Consider the following 14,735-nt stretch of genomic DNA (forward strand, 5'->3'; position numbering starts at 1 on the left):
GTCAGGCGCTTTTTTGATGGGATGGGTGATGGAGATTTGAGATAGGAGCCATAGTTCACCCACCCCTTGTTTTGCCAGGCATGCAAATAAAGACCCGTGGGCCACGCCAAAGCGGCGCCTGACGCGTCACGTCGCACTGCTCTCGATTCAATCGTTACAGACCTTCCCTAGGTCGACTGCCTGCACCAGCCCTTCGCCACGGCGACGAAAGTCTTGACCGCAGGCGAGGCTTCGCGCCGCCGATAGGCCAGCGCAAGATGCACCAACTCATGGAAGTCCTTGATCGGCCTGAACATCACGCCGGGCTGCCGCAGCAGCTGGATGGATTCAGGGACGATGACGATGCCGTATCCTGCTGCCGCCATGCTGGTGGCCGTGATGAAGTCGTTGACGCGATAAGCCGGTGCTGCCTCAAAACCGGCCATCGCCGCCAGCTTGCCAATCACTTCCGCAAACCCTTCCAACTCATCGAACTGCGGGGAGACAAAGGTCTGGTCGCGCAAGTCCCGCACGCTCACCGTGGGCTTGCGGGCCAAGGGATGCGCCTGCGCCATGGCCACCATGAGCGGCTCGCTGTGAACGGTGGTGGCCTCCACGCCATCCGGATACCGACGACGTGGCCGCACGATGCCCACGTCGATCTCTCCCGACTCCAGCGCGGCCAACTGCTTTGGCGTCTCCATGGCCAACACTTGCATGTGAACGGCCTCATGATCCGGTCTGAAGTTCGCCAGAATTCTCGACAGCAGACCGGATGACACAGCCGATGCGACGTACCCCAGGCGCACGTTGCCGCTCATGCCTTTGGCCGCCAGGACGGCGACGTTCTCGGCCCGCTCAAGGTGCCGAAGTGCGGCGACGGCCTCGGTGTACAGCAGCACGCCGGCGTCCGTCAGCGAGATGGGCTGGCGCTTGCCCCGGTTGAGAAGCCGCACGCCCAGCTTGAGTTCGAGCTGCTGCAGCTGCACACTGACCGCCGACTGGGCAATCCCCAGGCGCTCGCCCGCACGCGAAAAATGCAGCTCTTGCGCGACAGCGACCAAGCACTCCAATTGGCGTCTCGTCAGCATCAATACGGTTTCCAGATCAAAGTATCTTGTTTTCGATCTGGATGTTATCAATGAACTCCGCTCCAATCCAGCTTCCAACCTGGAGATTGCACCCATGAACGCACGGACAGAGCAGAAGTTTTTAAAGCGCGCCAACGCGAAATTCGAGCTTTCGCAGAACCCCGACCACGAGCGGCTTCTTCACCTGAAACTGGATGAAGCCGCCCTCGCCGCCTTCCTTGAAGATGCCAAGGACGTCGATGTCCAGAATCTGGAATACGTGCCGTTCATGCGGTTTCACCTTGCCCAGGCGCTGACCGAGCGCATGGGGGGAGGATTCGACGAGACGCTGAGGAACCTGGTCAAAGACCGGCACCACGGTGGGTTCACCGTGGGACTCCAGGGCTTGTCCACCGAGCCTTCGGACTACGTGAAGTTCGGCACCGCCATCGGCCACATCCTGGGCCCCGGCAACCACGACTCCATGTCGGGCACCTACTACGCCCGGTTCCTGGTCAAGCACACCGACGAGAGTGACTCCTACTTGCGCCAGGCTTACCGCCTGTTCACCATGCACACCGATGGAACATTCGTTTCCGAAGCGACGGACTGGCTGTTGATGATGAAGTTCGAAGAGCGCAACGCCATCGGCGGGGAGTCTCGCTTTCTGCATCTCGACGACTGGACGGAGCGTGACGGGTTCGTGAACAACCCCCTTGGCTCGAAACCCTTTCTGTACAAAGCGCCAGGGTCAAAGAACGTCGGCGAGGTGGTGGAACGGCCTGTTTTTTTCCACGGCGAGTTCGGTCTTTCCATCTCCTTCATCGACCAGTTCGTGCAACCCCGCAATCTCTCGGAAGCGGCGTACCTGAGGGCGCTCTCCGAGTCGATGGAGGCCTCCTCGGGCACAAGGACCGTGCGCCTCCCCGTGGGCGACCTGGTGGTGCTCAACAACGCCTTCTATGTGCACGGCCGGGCGCCCTTCCAGAAGCACGAACAGCTCCACCGCGAGCTGATGCGCCAGCGCGGCATGTTTGCCCGTTAGCCCTCCCCACCCCGTTGACCCATTTCAAAGGAACAGCCGTGACTTCAACGACGTCGGACATCGCTGCGCACGCAGAGCCTGCAGCGGCCTATGGCAAGCGCGAGGGTATCCCACGTCGTCTTCAAAGCATCCTGTCGCTCGAGGACTTTGAACAGGCAGCCCGTGCGCACCTGCCGCGGCCGCTGTTCGGCTACATCGCAGGGGCGGCTGAAGACAACGCCTCCCTGTTGGCCAACCGATCGGCCTTCCTGGACTACGCATTTCGGACCCAGGTCATGGTCGATGTCTCCAGGCGCCATCAGAAAACCACCGTCTTTGGCACGACCTATCAATCGCCCTTCGGCATCGCGCCAGTGGGCATCAGTGCCATGTCTGCCTACCGTGGCGATCTCGTCCTGGCCACAGCGGCTGCACGCGAGGGTGTTCCAGCCATCATGAGCGGCACCTCGCTCATCAAGATGGAGGAGGTCGCAGCGGCAGCCCCATCCACCTGGTTTCAGGCCTACCTCCCCGGTGATGCGTCGAAGCAGGACGCACTGGTGGAGCGCATCGGTTCCGCCGGCTTCAAGACCTTGGTGATCACCCTGGACATTCCTGTCTGGGCCAACAGGGAAAACAATGTTCGCACGGGGTTCTCGATGCCTCTGCGCCCCTCGCTTCGGCTCGCCTGGGATGGTCTGGTTCGACCGCGGTGGCTCGTGGGCACCTTGCTACGCACCTTCGCACTGCATGGGATGCCGCACTTCGAGAACTCGTTTGCGACCCGTGGCGCACCCATGCTGTCCAACTCGGCCATCCGCGATACCACCGGCCGAGACCATCTCACGTGGGCTCACATCGAAGCCATCCGCCGGCGCTGGTCTGGAAATCTGGTCCTCAAGGGCATCCTGAGCGAGCGCGATGCGCGCCGCGCCGCCAGTCTGGGCGCCGATGGCATCATCGTGTCCAACCACGGCGGCCGGCAGCTCGATGGTGCCGCGACGCCGTTGGACATGCTGCCTCGCATCGTGGACCAGGTCGGCCATCAAACCGTCGTCATGATGGACAGCGGCGTGCGACGTGGCGGGGATGTACTCAAAGCCGTCGCACTGGGTGCGCAGATGGTGTTCCTGGGGCGCCCCTTCATGTACGCCGCTGCCGTGGGAGGTGAAGCAGGCGTTCGTCACGCCATCACCTTGCTGCGAGACGAAGTGGATAGAAACATGGCCATGCTGGGGACCAACGCCCTGCAAGAGGTCACGGCCGAATGCCTCCTGCACAAACGCGCGAGCGATCGCGCACCTTGAAACGCGTGCGCCCCTCTTGCGAAGGGCTGCGCACTGGCGTCAGAACTCGAGGGAATGGATCAGTCGTTCGGCCATCGGCCATTCGCCAAAGCCCGATGCCGGGTTGAGGTGGCCCACCGCTCCCACGGTCACCAGCTCACTGCCCCACTCGCTGGCCACCTGTGTCACGCGATCGAACTTTGCCAGCGGGTCGTTGGTGCTCGCCGCCACGATGCTGCGAAAGCTCAACGCGCGCCGCGGTACCGGTAGCCAACCATTCGCCTCCAGCGTGTCCTTCGTCGGATAACCCGCAGGAAGCGGCGACTCGAAGTCCGGCGGCGCCGCCAACAAGGCGCCCTGCACGGCGCGCGTGTCGTGCTGTTGCGCCCAGTGCATCAGCATGGCCACGCCGCCGCTGTGGGCGACGACGAGCACGGGACCGTCGATGCCCTCGATGGTCCGCTGGATCGCCGATACGCGCGCCGCGCAACTGAGTTTCTCGATCTCCAGCGGCGGCACGCAAACGACCTTGCGCTCGGCCGACAGCTTGCGCTCCAGGTGGGTCTGCCAGTGGTCTTCCACGTGGTCACGCAGACCGGGAACGATCAGGACCGTCGCTTGTGGTGAGGTGTTCATCTGCAGGACTTTCTTCCGGTTCAAACATTCGAGCCCGGTGCGGCGGGTCACCGGCGATGGCCTTGCTGGCCGAAGCGCACAAAGTATCATCGCGCCCGCTCGCCTCCGCTTGACAATAGACGACCCGCACTTATCCTGAAGTGCCAAACGCATACACATCCTCGTCCTCGATGGCCTCACTGGTCCGTGCCGCGTGCCTTACCAACTTCAGCGACGTCGCCCGCGCCAGTGGCCTGGACCCCGCTCGCATGCTGCGTCATGCCGGTCTCAGTTCCAACGTCGAGCTCGAACCCGACCTCATGATCCCGGTCGAGCGCGTCGGGCAACTGCTGCAGACGTCGGTGATCATGTCGGGCAACGAGAGTTTTGGTCTGTGCATGGCGGAGTCGCGCATGCTGTCCAACCTGGGCGCCGTGGGCATGCTGATACGCGATCAGGCGACGCTGCGCGATTCGCTGGACGTGCTGATGCGCTACCAGATGCTGCTCAATGGCTCGCTGACGCTGATGATCGAGTCGCACGCCGATGTGGTCTTCGTCCGTGAGGCCATCAAGGCCGGAAAACCGCTGCAGCCCACGCGCCAGAGAATCGAGCTGGCGCTGGGCGTGATGCTGCGCTTGATGCGTCAGTTTCTCGGGCCCAGCTGGCAGCCTCGGCGCGTGTGCTTCGAGCACCCGGCACCACGCGATCTCCGTGTGCACCACAGGCTGTTTGGCTATGGCATCGAGTTCGACGCCGAGTTCAACGGCATCGTCTGCTCGAAGACCGATTTCGATGCCCGCAACCCGGCGGCAGACCCCGCGATGGCGCGCTACGCGCAGCAATTGCTGGACGCGTCCGCCCGCCTGCAAAAGCCCACCATGCTCGAAGACGTGCGGCGCACCACGCTGCTGCTGCTGCCCAGCGGGCGCTGCAGCATCGAACAGGTGGCCGAACACCTCGGCGTGGCGAGCCGCACGGTCCAGCGTGGACTGGCAGAACAAGGAGAAAGCTTTTCGTCGATGGTCCATCAGATCCGCATGGAACTCGCCACGCGCCATGTCATCGAGAGCGATCGCCCGTTGACCGAGGTCGCCATGCTGCTCGGCTTTTCGGCGCCGAGCGCCTTCTCGCGCTGGTACCACACGCAATTTGGTTGCAGCGCCAAAGAGAGCCGTGCCGCGCGAACCACCGGGAAGTAGTCCGTCCAGGGCGCCCGCCGAAAGCGGTGGGGATGTCGCGAACCGCCAAGTGCAAGGCGTGGAATGTCAAGCGGGGGCTGGCGCAACGCCAGAAGATCCACTCCACGCCAGACATGCATCCCAGAGATCGCTCATCTGGTCCGACGTTCCCGACATCCGACATCCACGAGGCACACCATGAACTTCCTTGACGGCCACCTGTACCCCGAAAACCAGCAGCCCCTGATCATCACCGCGGCGCCCTACGCGCCGGGCTGGATTCCCTCGGACTTCCCGGAGGACATCCCCGTCACGATGGAAGACCAGATCCAGAAGGCGGTGGATTGTTACGAAGCCGGCGCCACCGTGCTGCACCTGCATGTGCGCGAAGAAGACGGCAAGGGCAGCAAACGCCTGTCCAAGTTCAACGAGTTGATCGCCGGTGTGCGCGCCCGTGTGCCGGAGATGGTCATCCAGGTGGGCGGCTCGATCAGCTTTGCGCCCGAGGACGATGGCTCGGCCGCCAAATGGCTCTCCGACGACACGCGGCACATGCTGGCCGAACTGACGCCCAAGCCCGATCAGGTCACCGTCACCGTCAACACGACGCAGATGAACGTGACGGAGCATGCGGGCGAAGACGACTTCCGTGGCGTTTCGCGCGGCTTCCCGCACCTCTACGCCACCTACAAGGACATGATCGTGCCCTCGAACCCGAGCTGGGTTGAGGAACACATCCGCCGCCTGACCGCCGCCGGTATTCAAAGCGAGTTCCAGTGCTACAACATCAACAGCTTCGAGACCATCGAGCGGATGATCCGCCGCGGCGTCTACAAGGGCCCGCTGGTGATGAACTGGGTCGCCATCAGCGGCGGCATGGACCAGGCGAACATCTACAACCTGGCCAACTTCCTGCGGGCCGCACCCGACAACGCCGTGATCACGGTGGAAAGCTCGGTGCTCAACGTGCTGCCGGTGAACATGATCGGTATTGCCCTGGGCCTGCACGTGCGCTGCGGCATCGAGGACGTGCTCTGGAACCAGACCCGCACGGGCAAGATGAGCTCGGTGGAGCAAATCAAGCAACTGGTGCGCATCGCCGGCGAATTCGGCCGCCCCATCGCGACGGCGCAACAGGCCCGCGAGATCATGAAGATCGGCGTGTTCTACGAAACCGCGGACGAGACGCTGCGCGAAAACGGCTTTGCGCCCAACCGCAACGGTGGCAACCAGGGCTTCCTGAAGAAGCCGGTCTGAAGCCTCCGCAGGCTCGTCCCCATTCCTCAAATACAGCCGGAGACAACATGGCAAAAGTCGTCAAGTTCTACGAAACCGGCACGCCGGACGTTTTGCGGTTTGAGGATGTGGTGGTGGGCGAACCTGCGCCGGGCGAGGTGCGCCTGCGCCACGTGGCCGTCGGCCTGAATTTCGCCGATACCTACTTCCGCAGCGGCATCTACCCGGTGCCGCTGCCCAGCGGCCTGGGCAACGAAGCGGCGGGCGTGGTGGAAGCGGTGGGCGCTGGCGTGAGCGACCTGGTGGTCGGCGACCGCGTGACCTACACGGGTTTCACCAACACGCTGGGCGCCTACAGCACGCAGCGCCTCATTGCCGCCGCACCGCTGATCAAGCTGCCCGCGGCGATCGGCTGCGAGACCGCGGCTGCCATGACCATGCGCGGCCTCACCGCGGCCTACCTGTGCCGCAAGATCTACCCGTTCCAGCGCGGCGACACCGTGTTGCTGCATGCCGCCGCCGGGGGTGTCGGCCTGATCGTGTCCCAATGGGCGAAGCTGCTGGGCCTCAACGTGATCGGCACGGTCTCCAGCGAAGCCAAGGCCGAAGTGGCGCGTGCCCACGGTTGCGACCACACCATCAACTACAGCCACGAGGATGTGGCCAGGCGTGTGCGCGACATCACCGACGGTGTCGGCGTGTCCGTGGTGTTTGACAGCGTGGGCAAAGACACCTTCATGTCGTCGCTGGATTCGCTCAAGCGCCGTGGTTTGCTGGTCTGCGTGGGAACCTCCTCCGGAAAGATCCCGCCCTTCGATCCCGCGATCCTGGCCCGCAAAGGCTCCGCCTACATCACCCGCCCCGGGCTGGCCGACTACATCGCGGACCCGACCGAAAAAGCGGCGCTGGTCGATGAGCTGTTCGGCCACGTGGCCGCAGGCCGCATCCGCATCGAGATCAACCAGCGCTATGCGCTGGAAGATGCCGTGCAGGCACACCGCGATCTGGAAGGCCGGAAAACCACCGGCTCCTCCCTCTTCGTGATTTGAACCTTTGGCTTTTCAAGGAGCTTCCATGACCTTCATCCCTGCATTGAAGCGGTGCGCCCTGGCGGTCGTGGCACTGTCCTTCGCCCTGGCGGCATCGCCAGCAGCGGCACAGGAATGGCCGAACAAGCCGATTCGCTTGATTGTTCCTGCGCCGCCTGGCGGTATTTCCGACATGGCGGCCCGCTTGCTCGCCGAGCAACTGCGCACGAACCTGGGCCAGACCATTCTGGTGGAGAACAAACCCGGTGGCGCGGCCACGGTGGCCGAGCAGACCGTGATGGCCGCCCCCGCCGATGGCCGCACCTGGATGGTGGGGCCGTCGAGCGTCATGTCCGATATTCCACTGTCCGTGAAGAAGCCCTACGACGTGCTCCAGACGTTCACCTACGTCGCGGAAACCAGCGGCATGGTCCACATGCTGGTGGCCAACGCCGCTTTCCCGCCCAACAATGTGAAGGAAGTGCTGGACTACGCCAAGCGCCATCCCCAGTCGGTCAGCGTGGGGAATCACAGCATCGGCACGCGTTCCAACCTCCTGGGCGAAATGCTCAAGGAGAAGAGCGGCACCGACATGCTGATCGTCCCGTATAAAGGTTCGGCGCCGATCCTCACCGACTTGCTGGGCAACCAGATCCAGCTGACCTTTGAGGTGGTGAGCAACGTCCTCCCGTTCATCAAGAGCGGCAAGCTCAAGGCGTTGGCGGTCGTCTCCTCGACGCGCTCCCAGCACCTTCCGAATGTGCCGACCTTCGGTGAACTGGGACTTGCGGACTTTGTATTGCCGCATGCCAGCGCCGGCGTGAGCGTGTTGAGCAGCACGCCCAAGCCGATCGTGGATCGAATCCGGCGCGAAATGGACAAGATCGTGCGCACACCCAAATTCCGCGAGGCGCTGGTGGCGCAAGGCCTGGAGCGGCCGCAGGAATCCTCGGTGGACCAACTGCAGCAGGTGCTGGCCGCCACCACGGCACACAACCTGGCCATCATGAAGCGGCTCAAGCTCAAGCTCGGTACCGAGTGACGCTGAGGCCGCCTCACATCCGGCCGCGCTTCCAGCGAGAAAACGCACTCAGGCTGCTGAAGCCGAGCAAGGGTGCGATGTCGGTGAGCTTGCGGTCACCGTAGCCCAGCAGGCGCTGGGCTTGTTCAAGACGGATTTCGTCCAGCAATTGCGTGAACGTCGCGTCCTGCTCGGACAGCCTGCGGTGCACCGTGCGGCGGTCCACGCCCAGGTGCATGGCCACCTGGTCCGCCCCGCAGCGCCCGGTGGGAAGCAGGGCCACGATGAGCTGCTCCACCTCCTCGCGAAACGTGAAACTGTGTCCGGGCAGATCGCCGTGCACCAGCCGGTGCACTTGCTGGCGCATCGTGGGGTCGGCCAACTGCAGCGGCGCATCCAGCTCCGCCGACAACACGGCAATGCCGTTGTAGTCCTGTGAAAACAGCAGGTTGCTGCCCAGGATGCTGCGATGCCAGGACAGGTTGGCAGGCGCGGGGTGCATGAAGCTCACGCTGCGGGGTTGCCAGTCCTTGCCCAGCGCCAGGCACAGGGTGTGATGAAGCGCGCCCAGCGCCAACTCCACCGATTGCCGTCCGGCACCGACCGAGGGCAACATCTGCTGTTCGATCACGGCCACGCCACCGGACTCGCGGATCTGCGTGGCCAGGCTTTCGTTGTGCAGGTACAGGTAGCGCGTGAGCGTGTCCAGCACCTGGCGCAACGTGGGTTCGTCGCGCGCCAGCATGCCGACGACGCCGAAGGAGGACAGGCGGCGCGTGACCGACAGGCGCAGGCCAAACGCCTCCTGGCCCGAGAGCTCGCCCGACAACTCCAGCAGGCGCATGACCGCGGCGGCGGGAATGCGCAACTCGGTGCTCTCCAGACAGGAGCGCGGCAGGCCCACCATGGACAGCATGGCATGTGGCACCAGGCCGACGCTGGTCGCCAGATCGGCGTAGTGCATCAGGCAAGCGCTGCGCATCAGAACGGACATACAGGTTTTCCCTTGGTGTCCCGAGAGGATAAATCAACGTCCCAATACGTCAAACACCAACCGGGCGAAGTGCCTAAATTCAGCTCCGCAAAAAGCACTTCTGGCACCCCGATACCCAACTGCACTGTATTGAAAGAAACCCCATGAACCTCCTCGACGGCCACCTGTTTCCCGAAAACCAACAACCGCTGATCATCACGGCCGCGCCCTATGCGCCTTCGTGGATGCCGGACGACTTCCCGGGCGAAATCGCGGTCACCATGGAAGATCAGATCCAGAAGGCGGTGGACTGCTACAACGCAGGCGCCCAGGTTCTGCACCTGCACGTTCGAGAGCTCGATGGCCGAGGCAGCAAGCGGCTGTCGAAGTTCAACGAACTGATTGCAGGCGTGCGCGCCCGCGTGCCCGAGATGATCATCCAGGTGGGGGGCTCCATCAGCTTCGCGCCCGAGACCGACGGCGCCGCCGCCAAGTGGCTGAGCGACGACACGCGCCACATGCTGGCCGAGCTCGATCCCAAGCCCGATCAGGTGACGGTGACGATCAACACCTCGCAGATGAACATCCTGGAGCAGTTCGATGCGCGCGACATCCAGGGCACGTCCATGGAAGACCCGGCCGTGTTCAACGCCTACAAGGAAATGACCGTTCCCGCGCAACCGGGCTGGGCCGAAGAGCACATCCGCCGCCTGAGCGAAGCGGGCATTCAGAGCGCCTTCCAGTGCTACAACATCAACAGCTTTGAATCGGTGGAGCGCCTGATGCGCCGCGGCATCTACAAGGGCCCGCTGGTGATGAACTGGGTCGCCATCGGCGGCGGCATGGATGCGCCCAACCTCTACAGCCTGGCCCACTTCGTGCGCGCCGTTCCCGACGGCGCCGTGCTGACGGTGGAAAGCTCGGTGCTCAACGTACTGCCGATCAACGCCATGGGCATGGCCATGGGCCTGCACGTGCGCTGCGGCACGGAAGACACCCTCTGGAACCAGACGCGCACCCAGAAAATGGGGACCGTGGCGCAGATCGAGCAGTTGGTGCGCATGGCCAAGGAGTTCAGCCGGCCGATCGCCACGCCCCAGCAGGCGCGTGAGATCTGCAAGATCGGCGTGTTCTACGACACCGTGGAAGAAACGCTGGAACAAAACGGCTTTGCGCCGAACCGGAATGGCGGCCAGCAGGGTTATCTGCGCAAGGTCGCCTGAGTGGCCCGAGTGAATTCCATCGACTTCATCTGGAGAGCAACATGAACTTCAACGCTTCCTCGTTCTCGCGCAGGACATGTCTTCTGGCCTTGCTGGTGGCCCTCCCGGGTGCCCACGTGGCAGCGCAAAGCGCGTGGCCCAATCGGCCCATCCGGATTCTCGTTCCCGCACCCGCGGGTGGCGCGTCCGACATGATTGCGCGCACCGTGGCGGAGAGCGTTCGCAAGAGCACGAACCAGACCGTCCTGGTCGAAAACAAGCCCGGCGCGGGCGGCATCATTGCAGTGGAGAGCATGCTGAGCGTGCCCCGCGACGGCTACACCTTCGTGCTCTCGCCCAACTCCCTGGTGACCGAGAATCCGCACAGCTACAAATTCCGGTTCGACCCGTTCAAGGACCTGGCCCCGGTGGCCGAGGTGGCCAGCGTCCCCCTGGTGCTGGTGGCCGACCCCGGTCTGCCCCTCGCGAACATCGCCGAGATGGTGGCGTATGTCAAAGCGCGCCCCGGCAAGGTGTCCTATGCGTCCTACAGCCCGGGAACGCTGTCGCACCTCAAGGGCATGCAGTTCAGCAAGGCCGCGGGGCTGAGCATGGAGCACGTGGGCTACAAGGGCTCACCACCGGCGCTGCAGGATCTGATGGGTGGCCAGGTGCAGTTCATGTTCGACGGACTGGGCACCTCGCTGCCCCTGATCAAGAACAACAAGGTGCGCGCGCTGGCCATCACGTCGGCCAAGCGCTCCCCCTTGCTGCCCGATGTGCCCACACTGGCGGAAGCCGGCTACCCCGCTCTGAGCCAGATCATGGGCACCACGATCTGGTCCACGCCCGACGTCCCGCAAGACATCCGCGAAAAATTCCGCCAGGAACTGCTCAAGGCCATCTCGACGGAGTCGGTGAAGAGCCAGCTCGCCGCACTGGGCATGGAGGCGGGCAACCCGTCGCAAACCGTCCCCGAACTGGAGAAGGCGCTCAAGAAAGACAACGAGCACACGGGCGAGGTGCTGCGGTCCATCAACTACAAACCCGGATGAACCCGACATGAGCGATCCAAAGACCCAAGCCCAGGCCCCAGGCGCCACGCCTGTCAGCGACACGCTGCGGGCCAGTGGCTACTGGAATCCCGAATGGGACAGTTTCACCGAACTCGACCCCTTGTGGACCGAGAAATTCCTGGACATGGCGATGCATCCGATGCGCAAGGGATTGATCGAGCCCAAAGTCTGGGAGTTCATCTCCATTGCGGTGGACGCGTCCTGCACCCACATGTACGGCCCAGGCACCCGACGCCACATTCGCCGCGCGCTGGAGCTCGGTGCCACCCAGGAAGAGATCGCCGCGGTGCTGCAGGGCGTGAGCGTTCTGGGCTTGCACGCCAACAGCATGGGCGCGCCCATGCTGCTGGAGGAAGTAGCCCGCTTCAAGGCCCAGCCGCCCCAACCCGAGAAATAACCGTCCCATGGCAGTACCCCAGAAAAAAGTGATCGTCACGTGCGCGATCACCGGTGGCATTCACACGCCATCCATGTCCCCGTACCTGCCCATCACCCCGAGGCAGATCGAGGACGAAGCCGTCGCCGCCGCGCAAGCGGGCGCATCCATCGTGCACCTGCATGCGCGCGACCCCGAGAACGGGCGCCCTTCGCAGGAACCGGCGCTGTTCCGCCAGTTCCTGCCGCAGATCGCGCAGCGCTCGAACGCCATCATCAACATCACCACCGGTGGTGCGCCCAACATGCTGGTGGAAGAGCGCCTGCAGCCGGCCCTGCAACTCAAGCCGGAGGTGGCCTCGCTCAACATGGGCTCGATGAACTTCGGCCTGTATCCCATGCTCGCGCGCCAGACAGACTTCAAGCACGACTGGGAGCGGCCGTATCTCGAAGGATCGGAAGACCGCGTCTTTCGCAACACCTTCAAGGAGATCCGCTACATCCTCGAATCGTGCGCGGACAACGGCACGCGTTTCGAGATCGAGTGCTACGACACGAGCCATCTCTACACGGCGGCTCATTTCATCGATCGCGGCATCCTGAAGCCACCGTTCTTTATCCAGTCCGTGTTCGGGCTGCTCGGTGGCATCGGCGCCCACCCTGAAGACGTGGTGCACATGCGCCGCACGGCGGAGCGCCTGTTTGGCGACGACTACGTCTGGTCCGTGCTGGGCGCAGGTCGCAGCCAGATGCCGCTGGCCACCTTGTCGGCCACGATGGGAGGCAACGTGCGGGTCGGTCTCGAAGATTCGCTGTGGGACGGCCCTGGCCAACTGGCCACCAGCAACGCGCAGCAGGTGGAGCGCGTGGTGACCCTGCTCAAGTCGCTCCATCTTGAGGTTGCAACGCCCGATGAAACACGCGCCCTGCTGCAACTGAAGGGCCAGAAGGCCGTGGCCTTCTGAACCACCAAGACAACTCGAAAAAAAGAACATGAACATACGAATCAACGGCCAGGCGCAAGGCGGGATGATGCAGATGCCGCTGAACGTGGCGGCACTGCTGCAGCACGCGGACCGCCACCACGGCAACACCGAGATCGTCTCGCGCCGCGTCGAGGGCGACATCCACCGCACCACCTGGCGCGAACTGCACACCCGAACGCGCCAGCTCGCCAACGCGCTCACGGCGTTCGATCTCGAGTCCGGCGACCGCGTTGCCACGCTGGCCTGGAACACCCACCGCCACCTCGAGCTCTACTACGCGGTGGGCGGCAGCGGCAACGTGGTTCACACCATCAACCCACGCCTGCTCCCCGAGCAGATTGCCTGGATGCTGGACCATTCCGGCGCGCGCGTGTTGTTTTTCGATGCGAACTTCCTGCCACTGGTCGAAGCCGTCGCACCACACTGCAAGGCGCTCGAACACCTGGTGGTGATGACCTCCCGTGTCCACATGCCGGCCTCGCAGAAGCTGCCGCGCCTGGGGTGCTACGACGAGATTGTCGACGCCGCCTCGCCGCACTTCGAGTGGCCCGCGCTCGACGAAAACAGCGCCTGCGGCCTCTGCTACACCTCCGGCACCACGGGCAACCCCAAGGGCGCGCTCTACAGCCACCGCTCCACCGTGTTGCACGCCTACGCGGCGGCACTGCCCGATGCGATGTGCATCTCCTCGCGCGACGTGGTGCTGCCGGTGGTGCCGATGTTCCACGTCAACGCCTGGGGCCTGCCCTACTCGGCGGCCCTGGCCGGCGCCAAGCTGGTGCTGCCCGGCCCCGCGCTGGATGGCAAGTCGCTGCACACGCTGATGGAGCAGGAACGCGTGAGCTTCTCGGCGGGCGTGCCGACCATCTGGCAGGGCCTGCTGCAGCACATGAACGCCGAGGGCGCGCGCTTCTCCACACTGCGCCGCACAGTGGTGGGCGGCTCGGCTTGCCCGCCCGCGATGATCCGCGCTTTCGAGGACCTGTACGGCGTCGAGCTGATCCATGCCTGGGGCATGACCGAGCTGTCGCCGCTGGGCGCGGTGAGCCGCCTGAAGGCCAAGCACCTCGACCTGCCCAAGGCCGAGCAACGCAAGGTGCTCGAGAAGCAGGGCCACGCGATCTTCGGCATCGACATGAAGATCGTCGACGAAGACGGCGCAGAACTGCCTTGGGACGGCAAGGCCTCCGGCGAACTCATGGTGCGCGGGCCCTGGGTCATCAGCGCGTACTTCAAGCTCGAAGCCCAACCGCTGCGCGACGGCTGGTTCCCGACGGGCGACGTGGCCACCATCGACGCCGACGGCTATATGCAGATCACCGATCGCGCGAAAGACCTGATCAAGTCCGGCGGCGAATGGATCAGTTCGATCGCTATCGAGAACGAGGCCAGTGCGCATCCCGCCGTCGGGCTGGCCGCGGTGATTGGCGTGCCACATCCCAAGTGGGACGAGCGCCCTGTGCTGCTGGTGGTGAAGAAACCCGGCGCCGACGTGACGCGCGAAGACATGCTCGGCTTCCTGCAAGACAAGGTCGCCAGGTACTGCGTCCCCGACGATGTGATCTTCACCGACGCCCTGCCCATGACCGCGACCGGCAAGGTCCACAAGCTCAAGCTGCGCGAACAGCACCGTGCTCACTTGACCCCTGCCTGAGGACGCCAGACATCGAAAAGAAAAAAAAC

At 64.0% G+C, this 14,735-nt stretch carries 14 protein-coding genes; 11 read left to right on the forward strand and 3 right to left on the reverse strand.

The annotated features are described in order from the left end of the window. Positions 1-167: 167 nt before the first annotated feature. Positions 168-1,166: a LysR family transcriptional regulator gene (locus F9K07_RS22160; RefSeq protein WP_236581432.1), complete on the reverse strand. Its 999-nt coding sequence runs from the start codon at positions 1,164-1,166 to the stop codon at positions 168-170. Here F9K07_RS22160 and glaH point away from each other — a divergent pair. Together glaH and F9K07_RS22170 are read left to right on the forward strand one after the other, a co-directional pair. Then, positions 1,165-2,094, forward strand: coding sequence for a glutarate dioxygenase GlaH (gene glaH / locus F9K07_RS22165; RefSeq protein ID WP_159595481.1), 930 nt, complete (start codon positions 1,165-1,167; stop codon positions 2,092-2,094). The two genes, F9K07_RS22160 and glaH, sit on opposite strands and share 2 nt — an antisense overlap. Before the next feature lie 38 nt (positions 2,095-2,132). After that, positions 2,133-3,380, forward strand: coding sequence for an alpha-hydroxy acid oxidase (locus tag F9K07_RS22170; protein WP_159595482.1), 1,248 nt, complete (start codon positions 2,133-2,135; stop codon positions 3,378-3,380). Positions 3,381-3,419: 39 nt separating this feature from the next. Here F9K07_RS22170 and F9K07_RS22175 read toward each other — a convergent pair whose 3' ends face one another. After that, entirely contained in the window at positions 3,420-3,995 is a 576-nt protein-coding gene (locus F9K07_RS22175) for an RBBP9/YdeN family alpha/beta hydrolase (RefSeq protein WP_159595483.1), read from the reverse strand. Between the two features lie 170 nt (positions 3,996-4,165). On the opposite strand from F9K07_RS22175, the gene F9K07_RS22180 reads away from it, so the two are divergent. The 4 genes from F9K07_RS22180 (at position 4,166) to F9K07_RS22195 (ending at position 8,461) form a co-directional block, all read left to right on the forward strand. Next, complete coding sequence (locus F9K07_RS22180; RefSeq protein WP_159595484.1) at positions 4,166-5,176, forward strand: AraC family transcriptional regulator; 1,011 nt, start codon at positions 4,166-4,168, stop codon at positions 5,174-5,176. Between the two features lie 177 nt (positions 5,177-5,353). Further along, positions 5,354-6,412: a 3-keto-5-aminohexanoate cleavage protein gene (locus F9K07_RS22185; protein WP_159595485.1), complete on the forward strand. Its 1,059-nt coding sequence runs from the start codon at positions 5,354-5,356 to the stop codon at positions 6,410-6,412. Between the two features lie 47 nt (positions 6,413-6,459). Next, positions 6,460-7,440, forward strand: coding sequence for a quinone oxidoreductase family protein (locus F9K07_RS22190; RefSeq protein ID WP_159595486.1), 981 nt, complete (start codon positions 6,460-6,462; stop codon positions 7,438-7,440). Positions 7,441-7,465: 25 nt separating this feature from the next. After that, positions 7,466-8,461 (forward strand): Bug family tripartite tricarboxylate transporter substrate binding protein, encoded by a 996-nt coding sequence (locus F9K07_RS22195; RefSeq protein ID WP_159595487.1) that lies wholly within the window; start codon positions 7,466-7,468, stop codon positions 8,459-8,461. Between the two features lie 13 nt (positions 8,462-8,474). Here F9K07_RS22195 and F9K07_RS22200 read toward each other — a convergent pair whose 3' ends face one another. After that, entirely contained in the window at positions 8,475-9,434 is a 960-nt protein-coding gene (locus tag F9K07_RS22200) for an AraC family transcriptional regulator (protein ID WP_159595488.1), read from the reverse strand. A gap of 143 nt (positions 9,435-9,577) precedes the next feature. Here F9K07_RS22200 and F9K07_RS22205 point away from each other — a divergent pair, with 143 nt between their 5' ends. Genes F9K07_RS22205 through F9K07_RS22225 form a run of 5 tightly spaced genes read left to right on the forward strand, consistent with a single transcriptional unit; the run spans position 9,578 to position 14,706 of the window. Then, a complete protein-coding gene (locus F9K07_RS22205) occupies positions 9,578-10,636 on the forward strand; it encodes a 3-keto-5-aminohexanoate cleavage protein (protein ID WP_159595489.1) in 1,059 nt (352 codons plus the stop codon). A 41-nt stretch (positions 10,637-10,677) separates the two neighbouring features. After that, entirely contained in the window at positions 10,678-11,670 is a 993-nt protein-coding gene (locus F9K07_RS22210; RefSeq protein ID WP_159595490.1) for a Bug family tripartite tricarboxylate transporter substrate binding protein, read from the forward strand. 7 nt (positions 11,671-11,677) lie between these two features. Next, positions 11,678-12,088 carry a carboxymuconolactone decarboxylase family protein gene (locus F9K07_RS22215; RefSeq protein WP_159595491.1) on the forward strand — a complete coding sequence of 137 codons (411 nt, stop codon included), beginning with the start codon at positions 11,678-11,680 and terminating at the stop codon, positions 12,086-12,088. Between the two features lie 7 nt (positions 12,089-12,095). Next, complete coding sequence (locus F9K07_RS22220; protein WP_159595492.1) at positions 12,096-13,031, forward strand: 3-keto-5-aminohexanoate cleavage protein; 936 nt, start codon at positions 12,096-12,098, stop codon at positions 13,029-13,031. 28 nt (positions 13,032-13,059) lie between these two features. Further along, positions 13,060-14,706: a 3-(methylthio)propionyl-CoA ligase gene (locus F9K07_RS22225; RefSeq protein ID WP_236581437.1), complete on the forward strand. Its 1,647-nt coding sequence runs from the start codon at positions 13,060-13,062 to the stop codon at positions 14,704-14,706. Positions 14,707-14,735 lie beyond the last annotated feature (29 nt).

This window comes from Hydrogenophaga sp. BPS33 (genome assembly GCF_009859475.1).
Classification (GTDB): Bacteria; Pseudomonadota; Gammaproteobacteria; order Burkholderiales; family Burkholderiaceae_C; genus Hydrogenophaga.

Excerpts from the sequence above, each read along its gene's own strand:
- glaH (WP_159595481.1), top strand. The coding sequence starts at position 1,165 with ATGAACGCACGGACAGAGCAGAAGTTTTTAAAGCGCGCCAACGCGAAA.
- F9K07_RS22160 (WP_236581432.1), bottom strand. The coding sequence starts at position 1,166 with ATGGGTGCAATCTCCAGGTTGGAAGCTGGATTGGAGCGGAGTTCATTG.
- F9K07_RS22175 (WP_159595483.1), bottom strand. The coding sequence starts at position 3,995 with ATGAACACCTCACCACAAGCGACGGTCCTGATCGTTCCCGGTCTGCGT.
- F9K07_RS22180 (WP_159595484.1), top strand. The coding sequence starts at position 4,166 with ATGGCCTCACTGGTCCGTGCCGCGTGCCTTACCAACTTCAGCGACGTC.
- F9K07_RS22185 (WP_159595485.1), top strand. The coding sequence starts at position 5,354 with ATGAACTTCCTTGACGGCCACCTGTACCCCGAAAACCAGCAGCCCCTG.
- F9K07_RS22190 (WP_159595486.1), top strand. The coding sequence starts at position 6,460 with ATGGCAAAAGTCGTCAAGTTCTACGAAACCGGCACGCCGGACGTTTTG.
- F9K07_RS22195 (WP_159595487.1), top strand. The coding sequence starts at position 7,466 with ATGACCTTCATCCCTGCATTGAAGCGGTGCGCCCTGGCGGTCGTGGCA.
- F9K07_RS22200 (WP_159595488.1), bottom strand. The coding sequence starts at position 9,434 with ATGTCCGTTCTGATGCGCAGCGCTTGCCTGATGCACTACGCCGATCTG.
- F9K07_RS22205 (WP_159595489.1), top strand. The coding sequence starts at position 9,578 with ATGAACCTCCTCGACGGCCACCTGTTTCCCGAAAACCAACAACCGCTG.
- F9K07_RS22210 (WP_159595490.1), top strand. The coding sequence starts at position 10,678 with ATGAACTTCAACGCTTCCTCGTTCTCGCGCAGGACATGTCTTCTGGCC.
- F9K07_RS22215 (WP_159595491.1), top strand. The coding sequence starts at position 11,678 with ATGAGCGATCCAAAGACCCAAGCCCAGGCCCCAGGCGCCACGCCTGTC.
- F9K07_RS22220 (WP_159595492.1), top strand. The coding sequence starts at position 12,096 with ATGGCAGTACCCCAGAAAAAAGTGATCGTCACGTGCGCGATCACCGGT.
- F9K07_RS22225 (WP_236581437.1), top strand. The coding sequence starts at position 13,060 with ATGAACATACGAATCAACGGCCAGGCGCAAGGCGGGATGATGCAGATG.